The following is a 24,520-nucleotide window of genomic DNA, read 5'->3' as shown; positions in this document are numbered from 1 at the left end:
GGCAAATACGGCCGCCCGCCTTGATAGACACGCTGGATTGGCTGTACGCCGTGAGTCTCATGGAACGCCGTGAGCCGCCCTCTGAGCACCGGGTCACTATCTCGCCCCCTAACGCTAAATAATATTGGCCCCACCTTCCGGATCGCGGGACCGTTTAGCTTGCTGCTGAATATCATCGGTATCGCTCGCTAAATCGTCCAGCAACCGACCGGTGGTGCCGGTGTGAGCTTCGGCTGCCGTTGTGGGCGCCACCGGCGGTTGAGCTGGTGCGGCAGGCTCGGGGTGGGTTGATTCGTCGACCCAGGGAACACCTTGGGGGAATATTACTTCGCGGGCGTCGTCTGGCATCGAAACATTCGCGGCCTCAAAGGCGCGGACCACTTCGCGCATCAGAGACGAGGCCACTTTAACCACACTGTACTCGGCGGCATCGACCCAAAAGTAAATTTTTAAATTAATCGTCGAGGCGCCCAAACTATCGATCAGCACTTGGGGCTCCGGATCACTCAGCACCGCCTGATGCTTTAGCATCAATGCCATCGCCACCTCTTGGGCAAAGCGCACTTTCGCATCGTAGCCGACACCGATATCAAAGCTACCGCGAACATTTGGATTAGCAGAGAAGTTCTGAATCACACTTTTATAAATAATAGCATTGGGGATTTGAATATGATTGCCATCAAAGTCGACCAGTGTCGTGCCTCGCGTTGTCACCTTTTGCACCACACCGCGAAACCCTGATACCTCAATCACTTCACCCAACCGGAATGGCCGCTGAACACTTAACAATAAGCTGGCGATAAAGTTTTCGGCGATGTCGCGAAACGCAAACCCCACTACCAACCCCAGCAAACCGGTGCCACTGATAACAGCTACCGCAAATTGCGTCAGCCCGGCAATTCGCAAAAAGAAATAAAAGCCCAACAACAAAATAAAAATTGACAGTAAGCGCCGCAATACTACTTGTATCAACGAGCTATCCGTCATAAGCCTTAGGGGCCGAACTAAAAAGGCCGCCACTGGCCGCGAGGTAAAAAAGAAAAACAAGAAGGTCAATGCGGCGGCTAACAACAGCGGCAATGCGCGCACAAACTTAACCCACAAATTGGCAAATTCAGCTTTAATAGCGGCGGCACTAAAGTAATTAACAGGCGTCAGCTCCACGTTATTAACCACCGCGACAACACCGTCAATATTTTTGGCAATATCACTTGCCCAGCCGATAAAGTCGGTATCAGTACTGTAACCGCGCAAAAACACCAAACCATTATCGACCCGGATCTGTAACTGCGAGAACTGCTCCGAGCTTGTCAAAATCGCGCTTAAGCGGTTTTGAATGTCAGCATCTTGTGACGGCGAATCCAGTGCAATGACCCGGTCGGCATTATCGACTTTCGCCTCACCGATTTGCTCGGCAGAGTCACCCGACTCATCCGCCCCCGCTGCAGCCGCAACAACCAGCAGCAACACCCATAACACACACGACCACCAAGACTGTTTTTGCGCCATATTTTTACTCACCGTTAATGCACCTCTGGCTTTGCGGCTTTATCCTAGCAGTCGCCACAACCGGCCGCCAGACAAAACTCAGTTAAGTACCCAGTAACACTAATTGCGACCTCTTTTTGGTAGGCGCAAAAAAGCCGCACCCTAAGGCGCGGCTTTTTTGCAGAACGTCCGTGTTGTTTTAAGCCACTTGATTAATTCGCACAAGAGCCTTGGTTAATCCACACATCCCACTGACCATCGTGATCGGTTGGCGTGTCACCACGAGTCCACCACTTAGCCTCAAAGCGGCTGTCGTTGTAGCGCACTTGATCACCTTGGGTGTAAGTATCTCCAGTGCTCCAGTTTGGAATACCCACACAGGTATTACCGCTATCCGAGCTTGAAGACGAGCTGCTGGATGAAACCGAAGAGCTAGACGAGCTTGAGCTGCTTGAAGAGCTCGTGTTACCACCACTGAACATTACATCGACACAGGCGTAAAACGCCTCTGGGCTGTCAGAGCGTTGCCAAACCGCGTATACCACATGACGGCCGTTGCGCGCCGGCAAGCTTACCGTATGCGAGGGGTAATGCTCGGCCGCTTCAGGAGGGGTTTCCACCATAAGCTCTAAATCGTCCCAACCCAAGGGCTGGCTTGGATTGTAGCCAGGCTTAGTAATGTAGTAACGATAGTATTGCGTCGCGTGGGCGGCCGAGTTGTACCAAGTAAACGTTTGCGAGCCATTGACGGGCGTCGCGACCCAATCGTTGCGGGCCAGATCCATACCACCAAACGTACCCGGATCGCCGCCTGAACACAGCTCGCCATTAGGTACCACTGAGGTGTGATTGCCACCGGCCGCCCCCTGACGAATACCGTTCCAATCGTAAAACTGCTGCGTACCACTCTCAGCTTTAGCGGCCTGACACGCTGCAGAACTCAACGTTTCGGCACCTTCTTGCTTACAGTTCCAAATACGACTCTCAGGTGAGGTAATCGTACCGTGCGCGCTAACCAGCGAGGTCGCACTAAGACTGGCGACAGTGACGCAGCCAATCATCACACTCTTAAGCGCTTTTTGAGTAAACCATTGTGCTTTCATCCGTAATACCCTCTTTAACATTATCGTAACGGGACATTCATCGCTGGCATCTCTATAAATTCCGTCCTGCCTCACTCCATCTATTGCGTCGTCATTCACGCAACTGCGCACACGCGCCTTTTTATCGCAAAAGCCCAAAAGACAACGTTGTCTATCGCACATAAAGAAAAGAGATGCGTAGCGATAAATATTGACTCCAGCCCTAACACTAAGCTCGTTTAAAGAGCTCCGCCTCTGACTTAGTGTCTAAACACCAAGTATTGGCATACGACTGGTTCAATACGATCAAACCACGACAGATATAATATTTCAACACAAAGGAAATTACTTGGTATTTACTAACAGAGCCTTGCTGGCACGCAAAAACACTAAAAACAGGATAATCGCGCCAAAACGTGAGCCACGTAACAAAGTGAACGGGGTAGTGTCACAGTTCTGCCCACTACTAATACCTAATTCCAATTAAAATAAAACTTTTTATTTCAGAAAAAGATAATTATTTTTGGAATAAAAAGCATTAACGCTAATTCACATTTAAAATATAAAGCCCCTAGTGCCGGTAAATCTTTAAGCCCGCCCCTACATTATCTGCCGCGAGGACATAAACACCTCGATTCGGTTAGTCATCCACCGCATCAAAAATAGGCGCAGGAGCCGCTTGAGTGTTCTCTTGCCACAAACGCGCCGCCATTTTTAACGCAATACTCCGGTACGCTTGGGCGGCATCGCCGTCGGGCTCTGCGACCACCGAGGGCACGCCGCTATCGGCTTGTTCGCGCACCGCCAAAGACAAAGGCAGCGCACCAAGTAGTGAGGTATCGTAGTCTCGGGCGATACGCTCGCCACCACCGGCGCCAAATATGGCCTCTTCATGACCGCAGTTGCTGCACACGTGGGTCGCCATATTTTCAATCACACCCAACACGGGCACATTCACCTTGCGGAACATCTCAATGCCTTTGACCGCATCCAACAGCGCGATATCTTGCGGGGTGGTGACAATCACGGCACCAGTGACCGGCACACTTTGCGAGAGCGTTAGGGCGATGTCGCCAGTGCCAGGTGGCATATCGATAATTAAATAATCCACGTCGTCCCAGCGGGTTTGACTCAGCAATTGTTTTAGCGCGCCACTGACCATAGGGCCACGCCAGACCATCGGGGTTTGCTCAGTCACCAGGTATCCCATCGAAATTGTCTGCAAGCCGTGGGCCTCAATGGGCACCATTTGTTGCGCTTTGCCCTCACCCACAATTTGTGGGCGGCGCTGGCCTACCCCCAACATTTGCGGCTGGCTTGGGCCGTAAATATCCGCGTCCAAAACACCCACACGGGCCCCCTGCGCCGCGAGAGCCAAAGCCAAATTAGCCGCGGTGGTGGATTTACCAACCCCGCCTTTACCCGAGGCCACCGCGATAATATTTTTAACCCCCGGCACCGCTTGGGCACTATTGGCCGCCGGGTGCGCCGCTACGCTCCAACGTAAGTCGAGGTCTACCGCGTCAACGCCATCCAGCGCCATTAACGCTCGCTGCACTTGCTCCGCAAGGCGCTCGTCGGTCGCGGCCGGATAACCCAGCGCAAGGCTCACCTGAACCTTGCCGCCCGCTACGCTCAACGACTCTACCGCCCCTAAGCTATCGAGGCTGGCGCCATTGTAGGGATCGGCTAAAGCGCCGAGTACACGTGCAATTTCGGTTTGGTCAGTCATGGCTTTGGTAACCTCTGGCAAGCGCTCTGATAAGTAACTGTGCCCTATTGGTGGGGGCACAGTTGTAAAATCCAACCATCAGTAACGTAAACCCCTGAAACGCCGCGCAAAAAAGGGATGAAAATGGTATAGTACCGCTCCATTTTTGCCCCCGCCGCCCACCTGCGGCAAGGCTTTTTACGACGGCTAACGCGGCCCATACGCTGCGGGCTACCGCCACTAACGAGAGTAGATGTCGAGACTATGACCACACGCCGCAAGATTATGGTAACCAGCGCATTGCCTTACGCCAATGGCGAGTTGCACCTGGGCCATATTATGGAGCAGATCCAAACCGATATCTGGGTGAGGTTTCAAAACCTGCGCGGTCACGAGTGCCATTACTTTTGCGCCGACGATGCTCACGGCACCGCCATTACCCTCAAGGCCGAAGAGCAAGGCATTAGCCCGCAAGAGCACATCGAGAATATGCACGCGGCGCACCTCGAAGTCTCGCAAGGCTTTTTAATCGGTCACGACAATTACTACAGCACGCACTCAAGTGAAAACCGCGAGCTGGCCGAGCAAATCTACACCAAGCTCGAGGCCAACGGCCATATTGCCCAGCGCTCGATTGTGCAGGCGTTTGACCCCGAAAAGCAGCTGTTTTTGGCCGACCGCTACATTAAAGGCACCTGCCCTAAGTGCAAAACTGACGACCAATACGGCGATAACTGCGAAGCCTGCGGCGCCACCTACGCGCCGATGGACCTAATTGACCCGGTTTCCGCCTTAACCGGCGCAACCCCTGTGCCCAAAGAGTCCGAGCATTTTTTCTTTAAGCTGCCAGAGTTTTCAGACTTTTTAAAGCAGTGGACCCGCGCCGGTCACTTGCAAGATGAAGTGGCCAACAAAGTGGCCGAATGGCTCGACGCCGACCTACAAGAGTGGGATATCTCGCGCGATGCGCCCTACTTTGGCTTTGAAATTCCGGGCCACCCGAACAAATATTTTTACGTCTGGCTGGACGCACCAATTGGCTACATCGCCAGCTTAAAAAACTTTGCCGACAAAAACGGCATTGACTGGCAAGAATACTGGCGCCCCGACTCCACCGCTGAGGTGCACCACTTTATTGGCAAAGACATCGTCAACTTTCACGCCTTGTTTTGGCCGGCTATGCTGCACTCAGCCAATATGCGCACGCCCACCAAGGTGAATGTACACGGCTTTGTTACCGTCAACGGCAAAAAGATGTCCAAGTCGCGCGGCACCTTTATTAACGGTCAGACTTACTTAAAATACTTAGACCCTGAATATTTGCGCTACTATTTTGCCGCCAAGCTCACCGCCAACGTCGACGATTTAGACTTAAATCTCGACGATTTTGTGCAGCGGGTAAACTCCGACTTAGTCGGCAAAGTGGTGAATATTGCCAGCCGCACCGCTAAGTTTGTCAGCAAAGCCGGCGGCGAACTCGCCCCCGCACCGGCCGATGCCGAGCTATGGCAGCGCTTTGTTGACGCCAGCGAGAGCATTGCCGCCCACTACGAGGCGCGCAGTTTTTCTAAGGCGATGCGCAAGATTATGGCGCTGGCCGATGCCGCCAATGAATATATCGCAGCAGCAGCCCCTTGGACGCTAGCCAAAGAACCCGGTCACGAGCAAGAGGTTCAGGACGTTTGTAGCCTTGGCATCAACATGTTCCGCGCACTAATGATTTACCTTAAGCCAGTATTGCCCGAGCTTGGTAAACGCGCCGAAGACTTTTTAGGCGAAACCCTCGACTGGAACAGTGCACCTGGTTACCGCACGGGCCGCATCAATGCTTTTAAGCCGCTGTTACAGCGCATTGATAAAGACAAGGTAGACGCCATGATAGAGGCCAGCAAAGAAGAGGCGGCCGAGCAAGCCAAGCCCGCCGCTACCGGCCCATTAGCCGATGAGCCTATTGCCGATGAAATCGAATTTGGCGACTTTGCCAAAGTTGATATGCGCGTGGCGCGCATCGTTAAGGCACAACACGTTGCAGGCGCCGATAAGCTGCTGCAATTAACACTGGATGTGGGCGGCGAAACCCGCAACGTATTCTCGGGCATTAAGGCCGCGTATCAACCAGAAGACTTAGAGGGCCGCTTAACCGTGATGGTCGCCAACCTCAAGCCGCGCAAGATGAAGTTTGGTCTGTCAGAAGGTATGGTGCTGGCCGCCGGCCCTGGTGGCAGCGAAATTTATCTATTAGAGCCCGACAGCGGCTCCAAGCCTGGGCAACGAGTAATGTAGAGGTTGCGGTGAACGGATAATGGGGAACGGTACAAAGACCGTACTCCGCTCGCCGTAACCCGTACTCGCAAACCATTTATAAGCATATGCCCAATCAACCTAATTGAGAATGGGTTTTATATTGAACCGTAGGGGTCGCATCACGGATAATGCGCCTTTAGCGCCGGTAGCCCGGCCTGCGGACGACTTGAGGGGAACAGTGTGACCGAACTTGCGGTTATCTTGCTCAGCGCGATCCTAGTGAACAACTTTGTGTTGGTTCAGTTTCTGGGTTTGTGTCCGTTTATGGGGGTTTCTAACAAATTAGAAACCGCCATCGGTATGGCGAGCGCCACCACCTTTGTTCTCACCCTGGCCTCTATTTGCAGCTATTTAGTCGCCACCTGGGTGCTGCAGCCCTTGGGGCTGGAGTACATGCGCACCATCAGCTTTATTCTGGTGATCGCCGTGGTGGTGCAGCTGGCCAAAATGTTTATCGAAAAAACCAGCCCACTGCTGTATCGCGTGCTGGGTGTGTTTTTGCCGCTCATTACCACCAACTGCGCGGTATTGGGTGTCGCCTTGCAAAACACGCAAAAAGCCCACAATTTTATGGAGTCCACCCTGTTTGGGTTTGGTGCTGCGCTGGGTTTTTCACTGGTGCTGATTTTATTTTCTGCTATGCGCGAGCGTTTAGCGGTCGCCGATGTACCCTTGCCTTTTAAAGGGGCCGCTATCGGCATGATTACCGCAGGCTTAATGTCGCTCGCCTTTATGGGGTTCGGCGGTTTGGTTTAATCCACCGCGTTGCTATCTATGTTTGAAACCATTGCACAACATCCCATTGCCTCGGCGCTGATCGCCCTGATCGGCCTCGCGCTCGTATTTGGCGCACTGCTGGGCTACGCCGCCGTCCGCTTTAAAGTGGAGGGCGACCCGCTGGTCGAACAAATCGACACATTGCTACCGCAAACGCAGTGCGGCCAATGCGGTTACCCCGGCTGCAAGCCTTATGCGCAAGCGATTGCCAACGGCGATGCCATCAACAAGTGCCCGCCCGGTGGCCAAACCACCATCAACGAGCTGGCCGATTTGCTGGACGTTGAAGCGCCGACACTGGATGAAGAGCACGGCGAAGAGTCCGACGTACCCACGGTGGCCTTTATTCGCGAAGACGAATGCATCGGCTGCACTAAGTGTATTCAGGCCTGCCCCATGGACGCTATTTTGGGCGCTGCCAAACAAATGCACACCGTGATTGCCGATGAGTGCACCGGCTGCGACCTGTGCGTAGAGCCCTGCCCGGTGGATTGTATCGATATGATTCCCGTGGCGTCCGGCATTCGCGAATGGAGCTGGGATTTGCCCGCGGCAAGCCACGAGCAAGCCGCCAACTTGATTGCGACCGATACCGGTCGCGGTCACACGCAAAGCGATACAGGTGAAGCCGCCTAATGACGCAGTTGATCAAAGTCTGGGATATTCCCGGTGGCGTACACCCGCCCGAAAACAAAGCGCAGTCGCTGACCGAGCCGCTAACGTCACTGGCGATAGCGCCGCAGTTAATTCTACCGCTCAATCAGCATATTGGCGCGCCGGCTAAAGTATTAGTCGAGGTAGGCCAAAAAGTATTGGGCGGGCAACTGCTGGCCGAAGCCGACGGTGTGTTTAGCGCCCACGTGCACGCCCCCACCTCGGGCACCGTGGCCGCGATTGTCGAGCACGTGGTACCGCACCCTTCGGGCATGACCGACACATGCGTTATTTTAGACACCGATGGCGACGACCACTGGTTAGCACTGGACGAGGCGCCCGAGTACCAAAGCCTTGATAAAACCGTACTGCTTGCGCGCGTGCGCGCCGCCGGTATTGCCGGACTGGGCGGCGCTGGGTTCCCCACGGCGGTAAAACTCAACCCGCGCGCCAATCAAGTGATCGACACCCTGATTATCAACGGCACCGAGTGTGAGCCCTACATCACCGCCGACGATATTTTGATGCAAAACCGTGCCGACGAGGTCATCGCCGGCACGCAAATTTTAAGCAAGCTATTGGGTGAGCCGGGCCGTGTTGTCATCGGCATAGAAGACAATAAGCCAGAGGCAATATCGACCCTGCGTGAAGCGGCCAAAGGCACCACCATTGAAGTGGTGAGCTTCCCCACCAAGTACCCGTCCGGTGGCGAAAAGCAGCTCATTCAAATTCTTACCGGGCGCGAAGTGCCTGCCGGCCAGATTCCAGCCAGCATTGGCATTGTCTGCCAAAACGTCGGCACCACTGCGGCAGTGTATCGCGCTGTGCGTTTTGGCGAGCCTTTGGTAAAACGCATTACCACGGTCGTGGGCGAGGCGCTCGACACTCAGCGCAACGTTGAGGTGCTACTGGGCACGCCGATTCGGTTTGTGTTGGAGCAACACGGCTTTAACGAGAAAAAAGCCTCGCGCTTAGTGATGGGCGGGCCGATGATGGGCTTCTCGCTGCCGGACACCTCGGTGCCGTTGGTCAAAACCACCAACTGCATTTTGGCGCCGACCCGCAAAGAGCTACCCGCACCCTCGCCGGCGCAGGCGTGTATTCGTTGTGGCATGTGCGCCGAGGCATGCCCGGCCGACTTACTGCCCCAACAGTTGTTTTGGTACGCCCAGAGCGAAGATTTAGAAAAGCTCGAGGCGCACAATTTATTTGACTGCATTGAGTGCGGCGCGTGCTCGTATGTCTGCCCCAGCCATATTCCTCTGGTGCAATATTATCGCGCAGCTAAAGGCGAGATTCGCCAGCACCGGATTGACAAAGAAAAATCCGACCGCTCGCGCCGTCGCTTTGAGTTCCGCAAAGAGCGGATCGAGAAAGAAGAGGCCGAAAAAGAAGCCAAGCGCCTCGCCCGTAAAAAAGCGGCCGAAGCGGCGAAAAAGAAACTCGCCGAACAAAAAGCGGCCACACCAGCGGCAGGCGATAGCGCAACACCAGCCGCGCAGCCCAGTGCGGTTGATAACGACAAACAACGCGCCAAACTCGAACGACTTGTGGCCGCCGCCGAAGACAGCTTAAAGCAGGCGCAAAAACCGCAGGACGACGCGACCGATGAGCAGCTAGAAAAACAGCAAGCGCGCATTAAACAGGCCGAGGTTAAACTCGCCGGGGCGCGGGATAAGCTGGCAGCATTAGGCGCAGCGCCCAGCAAGCCCGCCGCTGCGACGGAACCTGCGTCAACCCCAAAACCGGCAACTGACGATCCGGTCAGTGCCGCGATCGAGCGCGCAAAAGCCAAAGCGACTATGAGCCCCGAGGAAAAACTGCGCTCTTCGCTGGAGTCCTTATACAAGCGCTTAGCCAAAGCCGAAGACAAGGCCCGCGAGGCACGCGAGCAAGAGTCGGATAAAGCCGAAGCGTTAGAGCAAGGCGTGGCCAAATTGAAAGAGAAAATTGCCAGCAGCCAAAAAGAATTGGACGAGCTGACCCCCACAAGCGTTGCCGAGCCGACGCCACGGGACCCGTCTACATCTGACACAACAGCTGACGCCGCCAGCAGCGCTATCGAAAAAGCCAAAGCACGCGCGGCAGCCATGAGTACCATGAGCGTTGCCGACAAACTGCGCAATCAAGTGGATTCGCTGGAAGCGCGTTTGGAAAAATCGCGCGCCCGCCTAGCCAAAGCCGAGGCGGATAACGACGACAACATCGACGCCTTTAAAAGCGGCGTGGAAAAGCTCGAAATTAAACTGGCCGCGACCCGCGAACAGCTGTCCGAACACAACGAGCAAGCCTAACCATTAAGGCGTAGGCTTTATAGGTTTAGCCTTTAACCGACGGAACACACCATGGCACTGACACGCATCACATCACCGCATACGCACCGGGCTTTGGGCACCGGTCAGGTCATGCGCACCGTGGTTATGGCGACGTTGCCAGGGCTGGCCGTGCTGACGTACTTTTTTGGTATCGGCGCTTTGCACAATGTGGTGCTGGCCAGTGCCGTCTGCATGGGCTTGGAAGCGGCCATTATGGCGCTGCGCGGCCGGCCCGTACTGTTTTACTTACGCGATTGCAGCGCGCTGGTTACCGGGGTATTGCTCGGTTTAGCGTTACCGCCCTACTGCCCTTGGTGGCTTGTCGTGGTGGGTAGCTTTTGCGCCATTGTCCTGGCCAAACAGCTATACGGCGGTATGGGGTTTAACCCGTTTAACCCGGCCATGGTCGCCTACGTTATTTTGCTGATCTCGTTTCCATTGCAAATGAGCCAGTGGGCCGCGCCCATGGATGTAGGTGGCCACACACCAACATTAATCGAGGCGCTAAAACAAATTTGGGCCGGCACGGCCATTGACGGTTACACCGCCGCGACCCCACTGGATACCGTAAAACAAAACAGCTCGTTGATGCTCGACAGTGTTTACCTACAAGACCCCGTACTCGCCGCCGGCCAGTTTGCCGGTGCCGGCTGGGAGTGGGCCAATGTCGCCTTTTTAGTTGGCGGCGTTTACTTATTGTACCGCCGTATTTTTACCTGGCACGCGCCCGTTAGTATGCTTGCCGCGCTAGCCCTGATGGCGGTTATTTTTTACGATGGCGGCAGCTCAAGCAGCGGTGGCTCGGCTTTGTTTCATTTGTTTTCGGGTGCCACCATGCTCGGGGCGTTCTTTATTGTCACCGACCCGGTCAGCTCGGCGGTAAGTAATCGCGGCCGATTGATCTACGGTGCCAGCATCGGCGTACTGGTATACGTTATTCGTATTTGGGGCAACTACCCAGACGCTATCGCCTTTGCGGTGCTGCTCATGAACTTTGCCGCACCCTTTATCGATTATTACACCGTGCCGCGCACTTACGGGCACAAGAAAAGCCAACGCGCAACCAAAAAGGCTGACCTCTAATGCTGGGCGCATCAATCAGTAAAAACAGTGTTTTGCTCGGGCTGTTTGCCCTGGTAACCGCCGGCGTGCTGGCTGTCACCAACGTTAGCACTCGCGATCGTATCGCCGAGGCCGAGCGCCAAGCCGCCGAGCGCGCGCTTTACGAGCTAGTCACCGCAGATCGCGTCGATAACGACATGCTGAGTGACACCATAGCCACACCGGCGGGCATGATGGCTGATTTAGGCCTTACTCAACCCGAGCCGATTTATCGCGCGCGCAAAAGCGGTAAAGTCATCGCCGTTATCGTCCCGGCCGTCGCGCCCGACGGTTACAGTGGCGCCATCCGCTTGCTAGTGGGTGTAAATCGCGATGGCACCGTAGCCGGCGCACGGGCCTTAGTGCACAAAGAGACACCGGGCTTAGGCGATAAAGTCGACACCAACAAAAGCGATTGGATTTTAGGCTTTAACGGTAAGTCACTATCCGACCCCGCGCCTGAGCGCTGGGCGGTAAAAAAAGACGGCGGCGAGTTCGACCAGTTTACCGGGGCGACGATTACCCCGCGCGCCGTTACCGGGCAAATCAAGCGGGTCTTGCAACAAGTGCAAGCAGAGCGCAACCTATTGTTCGAGATCCCCGAGCAAGCTGAGGTAAATACACCGCGCAACGTAGGTGACAAGTGATGAGCAATACCGCCGAATGGCAAACGATCAGTAAAAAAGGTCTGTGGACCAACAACCCCGCGCTGGTGCAGCTACTGGGGCTGTGCCCGCTGCTGGCCGTGTCCGGCTCAGTGGTCAATGCCCTGGGTTTGGGGCTGGCCACCATGATGGTGCTGACCAGCTCTAATATTGCCGTATCACTGATTCGCAAAACCGTGAGCGATGCCGTGCGCTTGCCGGCGTTTGTGATGATTATTGCCTCGCTCACCACCTGCATTGAGTTATTAATGCAAGCGTACACTTACGAGCTCTACACGATTTTGGGGATCTTTATTCCGTTGATCGTTACTAACTGCGCCATTTTAGGCCGCGCCGATGCCTTTGCCAGTAAAAATCCGGTATTGCCCTCCGCCATCGACGGCTTAATGATGGGCGTAGGTTTTACCTTGGTGCTGCTGACCGTGGGTGCGATACGTGAAATTTTGGGCAGCGGCACTCTATTTGCCAATATGCACCTGCTGTTTGGCGAGCTTGCCCGGGGTTGGACCTTAACGCTGTTTGCCGACTATCCAGGGTTTTTAGTCGCCATTTTGCCGCCCGGCGCCTTTATCGTAACGGGTTTTTTGATCGCGCTAAAAAACATCATCGACCATCATCAGGCCCAGCGCGCCGCGGCCCGCAAAGAGAAGCCGGTAAAAGGCAACAAACGGGTGCGCACCACCGGTACAATCGCCTAAAATTCATACGGCATAACAACCTTGTGCGGTTGTTATGCCTTTGAAAGTTGCACTGATGCCTATTAGTGGCAATAATCAGCTAACGCTGACGGTTCCTAAACCGCCGTCATAGGTTTGACACAATTCCACGCCAACGTTGGCCAGTCATATTTATCCGCGCGGGCGCAAGCCACGGTCAATCAATATTGAGGGAAGCACTATGTTTGAGTTTAACCAAGACGATGTCATGACCTTTGTCCACAATCATGTCATTCCGTGGGGCATTAATATTGTCACTGCGCTGCTAATATTTATTATCGGTAAAATCGTCGTTAAAATTCTGGTAAACCTACTGGGCAAAGTGCTCGGCCGCACTAAGCTGGATAACATCTTAGTCGACTTTGTTCAGGCCATTGCCAACGCCCTACTCTTAATTGTGGTTATTATTGCGGCACTGGATCAGCTCGGTGTCGATACCACCTCAATGATCGCCTTAATCGGTGCCGCCGGCTTGGCCATTGGTTTGGCACTGCAGGGGTCGCTGCAGAACTTTGCCTCGGGCTTTTTATTGCTGGTATTTCGCCCCTTTACCGCCGGCGATTACGTTGAGGCCGGTGGCACCGCTGGTGTGGTGAAAACCATCAGTATCTTCACCACTACCTTAAACACTCCCGACAACAAAGAAGTGATCGTACCCAACGGCCAGATTTACAATGACAACATTACCAACTACTCCAAACTGCCTACCCGCCGGGTAGATATGGTATTTGGCATTAGTTACGGCGATGACATCAAAAAAGCCAAAGAGATTATGGAACGTGTGGTTAAGGCCGACGAACGCGTACTGGCCGAGCCCGCCCCCACCATTGCGGTATCAGAGTTAGCCGATAGCAGCGTTAACTTTGTGGTGCGCCCCTGGGTTAAAACATCTGATTTCTGGCCAGTTAAATTCGACTTGGTTGAGAACATCAAGCTTGCATTCGACGAGGGCGGCATTACGATCCCATTCCCACAAATGGATGTTCACGCCGACGCGCCTGTTACGCAAAAATCCGATGCGGCCTAAGCGGCTTCATTAGTCGTATCGCAACACGGGGCTTCGGCCCCGTTTTTTTTGACGTAAACTAACGTAAATAGCCGTGTGTGATACGCCACTGGAGCTACAATAACGCTATGACAAGTGTACATATCATCGATGATGACGAAGCTCTTTGCGAGCTACTGGGCGATTATCTGCGCGACAACGGCTTTAGCGTTATCGCCAGCCACGACGGCATTACGGGTTTAAACGTTACCTTACAGGAGCAACCCGACTTAGTGCTGCTGGATGTCATGCTCCCCGGCCAGAGTGGTTTTGAGGTGTTGCGTGCACTGCGTCAAGAAACTCACGTACCCGTACTGATGCTCACCGCACGGGGCGACGAGATTGACCGAGTGCTTGGGCTGGAGCTGGGCGCCGATGATTATGTTGCCAAGCCTTTCTCTCATCGCGAACTGGTAGCCCGAATACAAGCTATTTTGCGCCGACTGCAACCGCAGGCCAAGCCCCAGACAGGCCCGTTACGAATGAAACCGGAATCGTTTGAGGCCTATTATTTTGACGAGCACCTGGACCTGACAGCGGCCGAGTTTCGCGTACTGCACATTTTGTTTGACCGAGCCGGTGAGTTGGTCGATAAAGACATGATTTCGCGTGAGGCATTTGGCCGCAGACTACAACCGTTTGATCGTCATATTGATATTCACATCTCCCATATACGCAAAAAAATGACGGCCATTAACGCCGCCCCTTGTATTAAGACCGTCCGAGGCTCCGGCTATCAGTTACTGGCGCAAAGCACATGAAGCTGTCTTTTTTTAGCGGTTTTACCGGGCGATTATTTTTATGGTTCTGGCTCTCACTAACGTTGCTGTTGGTGGCCAACTTTTTTTTGGGTAACTATCTAGACCGGCACGACGAGCTGCACCAACCCAGCGCGCAACAAATGAAGGACTTACATCAATATCAACGCTCGCTACAGCGTTATGCCGGCCGGTCGTCAGAGCGATTACTCAAAGGCCGCAATCGGCACGGTTTAGCCTTTTACGATCCAACCACCCTCGAACCGATCGAGAGAGACCGAATGCACTGGCGTTTAGCCGAGCTTGCAAGTCAAGACACCGTGCATACCTTAGCGCTAGATCGCGGTTTGGTGGCCATCGGCCCGTTCCTTATTAACACCCGAGACCGCCCCCTGCTGGCGGTTTGGGTTATGCCGCCACAGCCGGTACCCATTTGGCGCCAAGCACTACGAGACTCACCCCACTGGCGGCTGATTGCGTCTATGGCGCTGGTGCTACTGTTATCGCTCATATTAGCGCGCTGGCTTAGCCGCCCTATTCGACATCTGTCACGCGCCGCACGACAATTCGGAGACGGCCAGTTATCAGTCCGCGTGGCATCGGGCAAAGGCGAGCTAGGTCAGCTAGGTCACGATTTCAACCTAATGGCCGAAAAACTACAAACCTCCATCGCGACCCAGCAACGGTTGCTGGCCGACGTTTCCCATGAGTTGCGCTCGCCTCTTACGCGGCTAAAGTTAGCCGCCGGTTTACTGGCCGACCAGGGCAGCAATTCGTATATTGATCGTATAGAAAAAGAGTGCGAAACCTTGGAGCATTTAGTCGATCAAGTATTAACTCTATCGCGCTTGGAGGGTTCTAACTACCAGGAACAAAATGAAAGCACCGACATCGCCGAACAAGTGCAACAAGCTATCGACGATTGGCGTTTTCAAAGCGAGGGCAAGCAGCTCATTTACAGCGGCCCCTCGCAACTCACGGTCAACACCAAACCGCAGCTGTTGCAGCGCGTGCTGGATAATTTACTGTCAAATGCATGCCGTTACGCCGACACCATTGAGGTTACGCTCAGCAGCGCTCAAGCCGGTGCTTGGCAACTGCGTGTATCCGACAATGGCCCGGGGGTTAGCGCTGAGCGGTTAGCGCATTTGTTTGAGCCCTTTTACCGAGGAGATCCGGCCCGAGGCCACCAAGGTAATATCGGCTTGGGCCTCGCCATCGCGCACGCTGCCGCACAGGCTCTGAGCGCCAATCTAACCGCCAGCCCTGCCCCATCGGGCGGGCTGTGCTTTACCCTAAGCTACCCCGGTTTGTCCCACGCTACCCAGTAAAGCACCTGACAGTTTTAGGGATAACCACTTAAGCAGCCGAAGCAATACGCTAACAAAAAAACGGTGCCAAATGGCACCGTTTTTTGGCTTCTGCGAGGTTACTGCCAACTGCTTATCAGTCGTAACCCTGAATGTAAGCCGGCAACCACTTAATAACGCTCCGGCTTCCCGCCACGGCGCTCGCCATCGCGACCTTTGCTATTGCGCCCTTTTTTGTGTTGACGCTCACGCATTTTCTCAAGCTTTTCGCGCTGCCCGTCGGTCAGTACTTGAGCAAGGTCATGGCGCAACTTCATGCCGGCCAACCGACGCTCTGTATCCTCGCTTAACAATGCCCGTGCCGCAGACTCGTCAAACTCAGGCTCCGTCATTAAAGCGTCCATCGCCTCACGTTTTTGCGCAAAGGCCTCTTTAGCGTCGCCTTGTGGATACTGGCTGCGATGTAACTCAATCAGCTCAGAAATTCGCACTTGCTGATCGTCGGTTAACGCCAAGCGCTCGGCAACCCGGTCGTTTAGTAGCGCTGCAGGCCCCATCATATCGCGCGGGCCGTTACCCGCATAAGCTGCGGTAGTCAGTACCAATGCTGAGGTTAACGCTAAAGTAGTCAGTGTCTTTTTCATTGTGTATCTCCTAAAGGGTAATCAGTAAACGAATGATCACTACCCTTACAGAGTACCGTTAGCAACGAAAACCCTTGTTGCGCCTATGTAAATTACTGAAAACCTCGCGCTTACTGCGCGAGGTATGCCGCAACGATCGGCGTTAGGTCGATAGGTGTGTCGCCAACCCATAACTTGCCGTCGCTGATTCGGGCGTTAACGACATACTCATCTCCCTGCTGGACAATATAGGTATCCATATAAGGCGACAGTAAAAACATCAGCGGCGTGCCGTTCATAATTTCTTTAGAGATAACCACCTGGCCGCTGCCTTTTATCAGCTTTAGGTATTCATCGGCTGTCGTCAAGCTCGCTACGGTACGGCCGCCAACTGGTGGCACATAGTTTAAATCCAACTTGGTGTTAACGTAGCCACCCATAGCCTCACCACCGCTGGCCATTCTCAGCGCCAAGTCTTTATGCAGCAGCAGCGCCAGCGCATCATTGAGCTCTTGTTCATAGGCACTGAAATCATCAGCCGTTTGCAGCTTGGGTGACAACTCGGCCCATGCGGCAATCGCAGCTTGGCTGATCTGATTAAACTCCACCTCATAATACAAGTTACTCATTGGCATAGCGCCTGCGACACTTGCTACACTCATGCGAACTTTAGTGTCTACTTTGTCGTTTTCTACTCGTTGGCGCTGCACAAACTCAAGGTTATTGACGACGCTCTGCTGTCCTTCGGCTGACGTTATCGTAATAGTATCCACCTGCATACGGCCGGAGGACAGCGGCACCTGCGGCGCAATAAACTCCACATCCAGTTCGCCGTGGATCGGTGTCACCGCCAGCTCCATACCATCGCTGCTACGCGCGCTAATATCGCCGGTGGTGATGGTACTGCTTGAATCGAGCGAATCAAACGAGCCGGTGCTGTGAACATCAAGGCCGGCAACGTTAAATTGACCATTTTCATCCTGAAAGGCGATGACATCAGTACGCCAGCTGGCGTCGTAGCTGCCCCCGTATTCGCCCAGCATACTAAGCCGACCAAGCCCTTGGGGTAATATGGTGGCAAGCAAAGCATTGACGTCGGAGTCGCTCGTGGTTAACGCATTTTCGGTGCGAGCGTAAAACCAACCAAACTTTAAACCGTCGGCAAAAATAACCGGACCGTGAAAAACTTCGGCTTTAGAATCTACTGTCGCCGACTCAAGATCAAACTGTTCGGCGTTCGTTTGCGCACTAAAGTCGAAGCTACTTTTAAATACGCCGCGCTGATAGTTCGCAACATCAAGACTGATGTTCGCATTATTTGCCTGAATGCGATTAAGCTCTACCTGATCTTTAATGTATTGCTCGCCCACCATGCCCGAGTAATAACTCAAGCCCACGTAGGCCAAAACCACAAGTATTAACCCTAAAAATTTTTTCATCGATCGTCCCTATTTATTGATATTTAATGGCTGTGGCCGGCATGGCCCCCGGCAGGTTTAGTGCTATTGGTGCTAGTACTGGCATGACGATGCGCAGTCAGATCGCGATACAAAGTACGCGTCATTTTTTCGGTGGTAATAAAGTCCCAATTCCAGTCGTCGTGGTACTCTGCCAGCGGGTTGGCCGCCAAAATTTCTTTTTCGGTCTCACCTTGTGCAATTAATTTTGCCACTTTCTGGCGAGCATCCATCAGCATTTTGTTGGCACGCTGCAAATCCGCTTTATTGGCTAAGGTGCCGTGGCCCGGAACAATCACTGTATTGTCATCAACCAGCTCAAGCAATGTTTTTTGCGCCGCAATATAGCCGTCAACACTGCCGCCGCTATCGAGATCAATAAACGGAAACATACCGTTAAACAACACATCGCCAGTGTGAAGTACATTGGCATCGCTAAACTCGATGGCCAAGTCGCCATCCGTATGAGCCCGAGCCAAATGAAACACACGGGCGGGCTGATCGTTTAAATAAAAATTCATTTGGTCATTTAAGGTGATAACCGGAAGCGCCTGGGCCGTGCGTTTTGCATCCAACTTTAAACGCGAACGCATTTTTTCGTGGGCCACAATATGCGAGCCTTGTGTGGCAAATGCAGCATTGTTGCCAGTGTGGTCGTCATGCAGATGGGTGTTAATCAAAAACTCGATATCATCGCCACTAATATCGGCAATGGCCGCACGCAGTTTGTCTAACAGCGGTGGCATAGAATCGTCAATTATTACGGTGCCGTCATCACCAGTGCTGATAAGGATATTGCCGCCGGTAAATCCTCCTACCCCCGACACCACATATAGACCTTCGGCAATTTTGTGCGTTTTAAACTCAGGCCCTTCGGCCGCGTGCCCCGCCAAGCCAATGGTTAACCCCAAGGTGAGTACCGACATATTAAGCAAATGCTTTAACATAACAACCTCCTGTTTATCGACAATCAATCGCTTGGCCATTTAACAGCGCAGACATTCAGCCAGACCCGCGATCAACAATCACACAGACAGAGCACCGCGATATAGGTGCTAAGCGCGTCTAAAAGATCTACTGTAAATGAAATTTATGACAAAAACCAAGTCCGCCCCGCAAGCCGGCGGGTAGTGACAGGCTACAGAGCTAAAACTGCCTTTTGGCTTCGATCAACAGCTGGTACTCGTCGATGCCATCTTTTTCTACCAGAGGAGTAGCAATATCAACGTGTACAACGCTGCCCACCCGCGCTTTACTGGAGCTGAAACGCAAACCGAAACCAACATCGGCGAGCACTTTGTTGTCCCCTTGAATGGGGCCATCCCAAGCCTTACCCGCCTCGATAAAGCCCACGGCACCCACCCTCACAAGGTTAAATAAATGCCAGTCGGAGTAATAACGGCGCTCGATGGTGGCCACCGTGCGTTTTTTACCTCGTTGGAAGTCAGCGGGATAACCCCGCATACCGTCGCTTCCGCCCACCGTCAGCTCTTCGTATTGCTCCAGATCTTGGCCCGCGTCATAGCGAATGCTGGCGTACCAACGATTATTGACGTTCTGCATAATGTTGTAAGCCACTTTACTGCGCCAAATGGCGCTATCTTGGCCATCGGAATCCAGATGGTCGCGGCCATCGACTCCCAGCTCCAACACCAGCAAGTGATCGTCACCCACGCCGATAATATGCTGGTAATTACCGATGTAGCGCACCACATTGCCATGACTCGAAGGGTCGGCCTCACCATACCCCAAACGAAAACCAAAAGTGATGCCCATGGCAACGTCTTCGGTGCGCTGAATTTGGTTAAGGTTCCGGTAGATGGCGTAACGATCTTCTAGATATTGATACTCTACCCAGGGGTACTTTGCGCCGCGTGCATCAGGCAACCCTAAAAAAGTATCATCGGTGGCGTAAAAGGTATCATCCTCGCTGGCAACACCGACCAGTAAACGCTGCGTTGAGTGCTTGTTGGAGTGCAATAAGCGGCCGACAAAAGCCTCTTGGTAAAGCTGCTCATGGCGAAAGCGACTGATCTCTTCCCCTTGAGCGCGAATAATTTCTTCTTCGCCGGTATCTCGATAGGCAATACCGCCGGCCCACGTTGAAGAGCGCGAATAGAAAGGTAATTCGACCTCGGCGATCACATCTTCGCCATCGGATTTATCGGCATACGATAATCGTGTCGAAACACGAGAATTTAACAGGTGGTCGGTGCGAAAGGTATAGCTCATGCCCTTGCTTTCGTTTTCTTGCTCGTAACCGACCGAAAAGCTATTGCCCGAACCAAAAATATTGCCTTCACTAAACCCAAAGCTCGACTCAGAGTCGCCACCGCTGTGACTAAAAGAAGCCTCGACCTCAAGCGACCAGCTATCGCGGGTTACCACAACCAAATCCACCTGCCCTTCACAAATCACATGGGGCACGATAAACGCGGTATAAAAGTAACCCCGGGTACGCAACAGCCGCTCGGTTTCTAAAATAATATCGGCATCAAGGCTGTCGCCTTCCTCAAACAACAGCTGAGGCGCCACGACATACTCTTTGGTATTAATATGAATTTTGTTTAAAAAACGATAGAGGCTATTGTTCTCATCGGGGTTTTCTTCGTCAAAAACCCCGACCTGTAAGTAACCAATCGAACGGATGGTCATGCCCTGCAGTGATTCAATATCTTCTGTACTGATGCGGCTACCGGTAAAACGTTTGCGAATGGTCTCGCGGATATCCAGCTTTTGGCAGCCCTCGGGTAGGTCTTCTTCGATACCGCGAAGCTGCTGTTCTAGCTCGCTCTCGCGCGCCTGCGCTAACGCCGGTAGCACGACAATAATTACCGCAAACCCTAGCAAAATGCAGCGGGACAAGGCACCAACAAAGCTTTGCCCACGGCCCCGACCACGAAACCGGGGCAACCTCAGGTTATTGAATACTTTAGGGTTTAACATACACAAATTAGATCAACACCTGAGCGATTACCTTGCACACCCCGAGTTTGTGGTTTTATCACGGGTACTCCTAACAATCTGTTTTATCTGGTCAATCTAGGTTACCACGACTATTAAGACGCGCCATATAAAAGTGTAAACGAGATCATAAATCTTTTTGTTGGCGAGATTTTAACCAGCGCTGCGCACTAGTGGTGATGGTGGGAGTGGCCCTGGGCCTCGCTCGCGGGCGGGGCCGAGCCGTGATTGTGATGGGCATGACTAGGGGCAAGCGCCCCGTAGAGCGTCCAGCCGGCAAAAACCAGCAACAGCAAGGCCCCCGCCAACCGCAAGCTGCGCCGCTGGGCCCAGCCACGCACCCGACCAGTCGCAAAAGCCGCTAATAAAACCGCGGGCAAAGTGCCAACCCCAAAGGCGAGCATAAACAGTGCACCGGCCGAAGCCGCAGGCTGCGTCATGGCATAACCAAGCGCACTGTATACCAGACCGCAGGGCAACCAACCCCACACAAGCCCCAACCCCAGCGCCGGCAGCGGCCCGCGCACTGGCATTAGACGGCGCCCTATGGGCTGAATATAACGCCACAAACGCTGGCCAATGGCCTCGAGCTTTAACAGCCCGCGCCACCAGCCGGCCAAATAAAAGGCCATGGCAAACAACAGTGCAGCGGCAATAACACGCAATACAGTTGCCGCCCCTAGGGCATAGACCGTTTCGCCAAACGCCCCGGCCAATGCCCCCAACAGCGCGTAACTTGCCAAGCGGCCCAGGTTATAACAGACGACTATCGCAGCAGCGCGCCATTGTGATGGGCTCTCAACGGCCATGGTCAGTGCGCCCATAATGCCGCCACACATACCCAAGCAGTGAGTGCTACTAAAAAAGCCCAACAGTAAGCCGGTGCTTAAAGCCGCAACATCAATCATCGTGAGGCTTGCCCGCAGCGCGCTTGGTGCGCCCTGTTTTATGACTGCCGTTGGGGTGGGAATCGCTTTGCTGCGGTTCAGAGGCGCTGGCGGTCTCGTCATCATCAAATAAGATGCGGTGGGCCTCGGTATCAAGGTTATCGTACTGGCCTGAGTTAATAGCCCAAAAAAACACCCGAATCGCAATAGCAACAAATATCAGGGCAATGGGTATAAGCAAATACAAGCTGTCCACAATCAGGCCTCTTAAGGTCAACTAGCGGGTTAACCGCAATGCATTTAGCACCACCAGCAGCGAGCTGGCAGTCATGCCAAGCGCCGCCGCCCAGGGCGGCACCAAGCCAAGGGCCGCCAGCGGCAGGGCTACGGTATTGTACACAAGCGATAAAGTCAGGTTTTGCCGAATAACCGTGCGCGTCGCGCGGGCCCGGCTTAGGCACAATAGCAGCGGCTGCAGGCTGTGTTGCAACAGCAGGCAGTCGGCGTGGGTGCGGGCAAGGTCAGAAGCGCCAGCCATCGCAATAGAAACATCGGCACCAGACAGGGTCGGCACATCATTAATGCCATCACCCACCATTAAAATGGTATCGCCCTGAGCTTGGCGTTGCTGCAACCGCGCGAGCTTGTCAGCCGGCGACACGGCCCCCATATAGGTGCCAATACCCAGCTCGTGCGCCAAGCGCGCGGTATTGGCTGCGGTATCGCCGCTCAGTAGCTCCACTGCCAACCCGTTTTGCGCCAGCGCAGCCACAACACCTGCGGCCTCTTGGCGCACTTGATCGGCCAAGCCGATAAAAGCTTGGGGCACGCCATCGCGTGTCAGTAGTAGCCACAAATACGGCTCGGACGGCAGCTTGGGAGCATCCTCACCACCGGCAAACGCAGCATTGCCCAAGCGATAAGTCGCAGCGCCAACCTGGCCGCTAACACCGCCGCCAGTTACCTGCCTTATAGAGCTGGCGGTAACCTCCGTCTCAAAGCCGCTAAAAGCCCGGGCTATGGGGTGGTTGCTGCCCTGCTCTAGCGCGGCGCACAGCGCTAAGAGGTGCTCGCGATCTACCCCCTCAGCCAACGATTTAACCTCGGCGACACACAGTTGCCCCTCGGTCAGGGTGCCAGTTTTGTCAAAAATCACCCGATTGACCTTGGTTAAAGTCTCGAGCACATGGCCCCGAGCGATCAGCACACCAGTGCGGCGCAAGTACTCAGTCGCGGCGGTAATCGCGGTTGGCATGGCAAGCGCTAACGCGCAGGGACAGGTAACGACCAATACCGACAAAGCCACCCACAGCGCTCGCTCCGGTGCCACAAAGCTCCATACCGTAAATACTGCGGTGCAAACCAACAGCACAACCGCGATAAAATAGCGCGCCACTTTATCGGCGAGCGCCATTTGCGGTGGCTTTTCGGCCTGAGCCCGGCCTATTAGTTGCTCGATAGCCGACAGCTGAGTTTGTCCGCCAATCGCACTAACGCGAATTTCCAGCGGGCTTTCATTGTTTTGGCTGCCGGCAATCACAAAACTGCCAACACCTTTAGCCACGGGAACCGACTCGCCCGTCAGCAATGCCTCATTCACACCCGAGGCCCCCGCAAGCACCTCGCCATCGGCGGGAAATGTGTCCCCTGCGGCCACTCGAATACGGTCATCCGTGCACAGCATTTTAACCGCTACCTGACGCCACTCGTCCGCTTCCCAGCGATTGGCCACCGGCGGTAACAGCTGGGCAACATTGGCGCCGCCGATGCGATGCCGATACCGCGCACGCATCTCTAGATAGCGCCCCACCAATAAAAAAAACACAAACATGGCGATCGATTCAAAGTACACATCGCCAGTACCGGTAAAGGTCGCCCAGCAACTGGCGCCATAACCAATACCCACCGCCAATGCCACAGGGACATCCATAACCAGCTGCCCGGCTTTAAGGCTGCGCCAAGCGGCACGAAAAAAAGGCCAGGCGCTAAAAAACACCACCGGAGTCGAGAGCAACATGCTTAAACCGCGCAACAGCGATTGCCACTCGTCACTTGCCCCTGTGTACAACCCCACCGCCACCATGCCCGCCTGCATCATGCCAAAGCCAGCCACACCAAGGCGGGCCAACGCCAGACGATTGTCCCGCACCTCCAGAGCGCGCTGTTGATCGTCGGTGGCCGGACGCGGCCGATAGCCAATGGCGTGCAGCTCGCTTAAGACATGACTTAACGCAATAGTCTCGGGATTGTAGGTGATTTGCGTGCGAAAGCTGGTGACGTTGACCCGCACCTGCTCCACACCATCAAGCCGATAGAGGTGGGTTTCAATAAGCCAGCTGCAGGCCGCACAACTGATTCCTTCTAATAATAAATTGGCCTGGGCATGACCGCCCGGCAGTTCGACCACAAAATCTTGCTGAATCTCGGGTAAGTCGTAGATGTGCCAACTCGGTGCCCCGTCGTTCGTCGGGCGCTCGCTGGCTTCGGTGCGGTACTGGTAAAAGCGCGTGAGGCCGCCATCGACAATGGCGCTAGCCACGGCCTGGCAGCCGGGGCAACACATGGCTTGTGGCTCACCGCCAATCTCTACCGTATAGTCGACGCCCGCTGGCACGGGCTCGGCACAATGATAGCAATAAATGATTTCCAAAACGGCGCTAGCG

The 24,520-nt window shown here is 54.1% G+C and carries 20 protein-coding genes; 10 read left to right on the top strand and 10 right to left on the bottom strand.

The window, feature by feature from the left end; genetic code table 11:
- Window positions 1-114 precede the first annotated feature (114 nt).
- From AACY82_RS00475 to apbC, 3 genes are all read right to left on the bottom strand, one after another.
- Entirely contained in the window at window positions 115-1,521 is a 1,407-nt protein-coding gene (locus AACY82_RS00475) for a mechanosensitive ion channel family protein (RefSeq protein WP_339614792.1), read from the bottom strand.
- Between the two features lie 179 nt (window positions 1,522-1,700).
- Window positions 1,701-2,591 (bottom strand): lytic polysaccharide monooxygenase, encoded by an 891-nt coding sequence (locus AACY82_RS00470; RefSeq protein ID WP_339614791.1) that lies wholly within the window; start codon window positions 2,589-2,591, stop codon window positions 1,701-1,703.
- Window positions 2,592-3,210: 619 nt separating this feature from the next.
- Window positions 3,211-4,302, bottom strand: a complete 1,092-nt coding sequence (gene apbC, locus AACY82_RS00465) for an iron-sulfur cluster carrier protein ApbC (RefSeq protein WP_339614790.1) — start codon at window positions 4,300-4,302, stop codon at window positions 3,211-3,213.
- 243 nt (window positions 4,303-4,545) lie between these two features.
- Here apbC and metG point away from each other — a divergent pair, with 243 nt between their 5' ends.
- The 10 genes from metG (at window position 4,546) to AACY82_RS00415 (ending at window position 15,947) form a co-directional block, all read left to right on the top strand.
- A complete protein-coding gene (metG, locus tag AACY82_RS00460; protein WP_339614789.1) occupies window positions 4,546-6,564 on the top strand; it encodes a methionine--tRNA ligase in 2,019 nt (672 codons plus the stop codon).
- A 201-nt stretch (window positions 6,565-6,765) separates the two neighbouring features.
- Window positions 6,766-7,341 (top strand): electron transport complex subunit RsxA, encoded by a 576-nt coding sequence (gene rsxA, locus AACY82_RS00455; RefSeq protein WP_339614788.1) that lies wholly within the window; start codon window positions 6,766-6,768, stop codon window positions 7,339-7,341.
- Window positions 7,342-7,359: 18 nt separating this feature from the next.
- On the top strand, window positions 7,360-7,998 hold the full coding sequence (rsxB, locus tag AACY82_RS00450; protein ID WP_339614787.1) for an electron transport complex subunit RsxB: 639 nt from the start codon (window positions 7,360-7,362) through the stop codon (window positions 7,996-7,998).
- Window positions 7,998-10,310 (top strand): electron transport complex subunit RsxC, encoded by a 2,313-nt coding sequence (rsxC, locus tag AACY82_RS00445; RefSeq protein WP_339614786.1) that lies wholly within the window; start codon window positions 7,998-8,000, stop codon window positions 10,308-10,310. Before rsxB ends, rsxC begins: the two co-directional genes overlap by 1 nt.
- A gap of 51 nt (window positions 10,311-10,361) precedes the next feature.
- The gene (rsxD, locus tag AACY82_RS00440) at window positions 10,362-11,414 is read left to right on the top strand and encodes an electron transport complex subunit RsxD (protein WP_339614785.1); all 1,053 of its coding nucleotides are present in this window, start codon (window positions 10,362-10,364) and stop codon (window positions 11,412-11,414) included.
- The gene (gene rsxG, locus AACY82_RS00435) at window positions 11,414-12,079 is read left to right on the top strand and encodes an electron transport complex subunit RsxG (protein ID WP_339614784.1); all 666 of its coding nucleotides are present in this window, start codon (window positions 11,414-11,416) and stop codon (window positions 12,077-12,079) included. The genes rsxD and rsxG overlap by 1 nt, the downstream gene beginning before the upstream one ends.
- Entirely contained in the window at window positions 12,079-12,795 is a 717-nt protein-coding gene (locus tag AACY82_RS00430; protein WP_339614783.1) for an electron transport complex subunit E, read from the top strand. Before rsxG ends, AACY82_RS00430 begins: the two co-directional genes overlap by 1 nt.
- 199 nt (window positions 12,796-12,994) lie before the next feature.
- Window positions 12,995-13,840, top strand: coding sequence for a mechanosensitive ion channel domain-containing protein (locus AACY82_RS00425; protein WP_339614782.1), 846 nt, complete (start codon window positions 12,995-12,997; stop codon window positions 13,838-13,840).
- Window positions 13,841-13,947: 107 nt separating this feature from the next.
- Window positions 13,948-14,619 carry a response regulator transcription factor gene (locus AACY82_RS00420; RefSeq protein WP_339614781.1) on the top strand — a complete coding sequence of 224 codons (672 nt, stop codon included), beginning with the start codon at window positions 13,948-13,950 and terminating at the stop codon, window positions 14,617-14,619.
- Complete coding sequence (locus tag AACY82_RS00415) at window positions 14,616-15,947, top strand: ATP-binding protein (RefSeq protein WP_339614780.1); 1,332 nt, start codon at window positions 14,616-14,618, stop codon at window positions 15,945-15,947. The genes AACY82_RS00420 and AACY82_RS00415 overlap by 4 nt, the downstream gene beginning before the upstream one ends.
- A gap of 149 nt (window positions 15,948-16,096) precedes the next feature.
- On the opposite strand, the gene AACY82_RS00410 is transcribed toward AACY82_RS00415, so the two are convergent.
- The 7 genes from AACY82_RS00410 to AACY82_RS00380 all read right to left on the bottom strand — a co-directional run bounded on the left by AACY82_RS00410 (window position 16,097) and on the right by AACY82_RS00380 (window position 24,507).
- Window positions 16,097-16,570 carry a Spy/CpxP family protein refolding chaperone gene (locus tag AACY82_RS00410; RefSeq protein WP_339614779.1) on the bottom strand — a complete coding sequence of 158 codons (474 nt, stop codon included), beginning with the start codon at window positions 16,568-16,570 and terminating at the stop codon, window positions 16,097-16,099.
- A 110-nt stretch (window positions 16,571-16,680) separates the two neighbouring features.
- Window positions 16,681-17,988: a DUF945 family protein gene (locus tag AACY82_RS00405; protein ID WP_339614778.1), complete on the bottom strand. Its 1,308-nt coding sequence runs from the start codon at window positions 17,986-17,988 to the stop codon at window positions 16,681-16,683.
- A 23-nt stretch (window positions 17,989-18,011) separates the two neighbouring features.
- Complete coding sequence (locus AACY82_RS00400) at window positions 18,012-18,953, bottom strand: MBL fold metallo-hydrolase (protein WP_339614777.1); 942 nt, start codon at window positions 18,951-18,953, stop codon at window positions 18,012-18,014.
- A 199-nt stretch (window positions 18,954-19,152) separates the two neighbouring features.
- Window positions 19,153-20,871: a hypothetical protein gene (locus AACY82_RS00395; protein WP_339614776.1), complete on the bottom strand. Its 1,719-nt coding sequence runs from the start codon at window positions 20,869-20,871 to the stop codon at window positions 19,153-19,155.
- Between the two features lie 269 nt (window positions 20,872-21,140).
- On the bottom strand, window positions 21,141-21,878 hold the full coding sequence (locus AACY82_RS00390; protein WP_339614775.1) for a sulfite exporter TauE/SafE family protein: 738 nt from the start codon (window positions 21,876-21,878) through the stop codon (window positions 21,141-21,143).
- The gene (gene ccoS, locus AACY82_RS00385) at window positions 21,871-22,113 is read right to left on the bottom strand and encodes a cbb3-type cytochrome oxidase assembly protein CcoS (RefSeq protein WP_339614774.1); all 243 of its coding nucleotides are present in this window, start codon (window positions 22,111-22,113) and stop codon (window positions 21,871-21,873) included. Before ccoS ends, AACY82_RS00390 begins: the two co-directional genes overlap by 8 nt.
- 21 nt (window positions 22,114-22,134) lie before the next feature.
- Window positions 22,135-24,507, bottom strand: coding sequence for a heavy metal translocating P-type ATPase (locus AACY82_RS00380; protein WP_339614773.1), 2,373 nt, complete (start codon window positions 24,505-24,507; stop codon window positions 22,135-22,137).
- Between the last annotated feature and the right edge of the window lie 13 nt (window positions 24,508-24,520).

It is taken from the genome of uncultured Gilvimarinus sp. (assembly GCF_963972205.1).
Classification (GTDB): Bacteria; Pseudomonadota; Gammaproteobacteria; order Pseudomonadales; family Cellvibrionaceae; genus Gilvimarinus; species Gilvimarinus japonicus.
The sequence above is the reverse complement of the archived record's forward strand: the minus strand, read 5'-3'. Positions and strand labels throughout refer to the sequence as shown.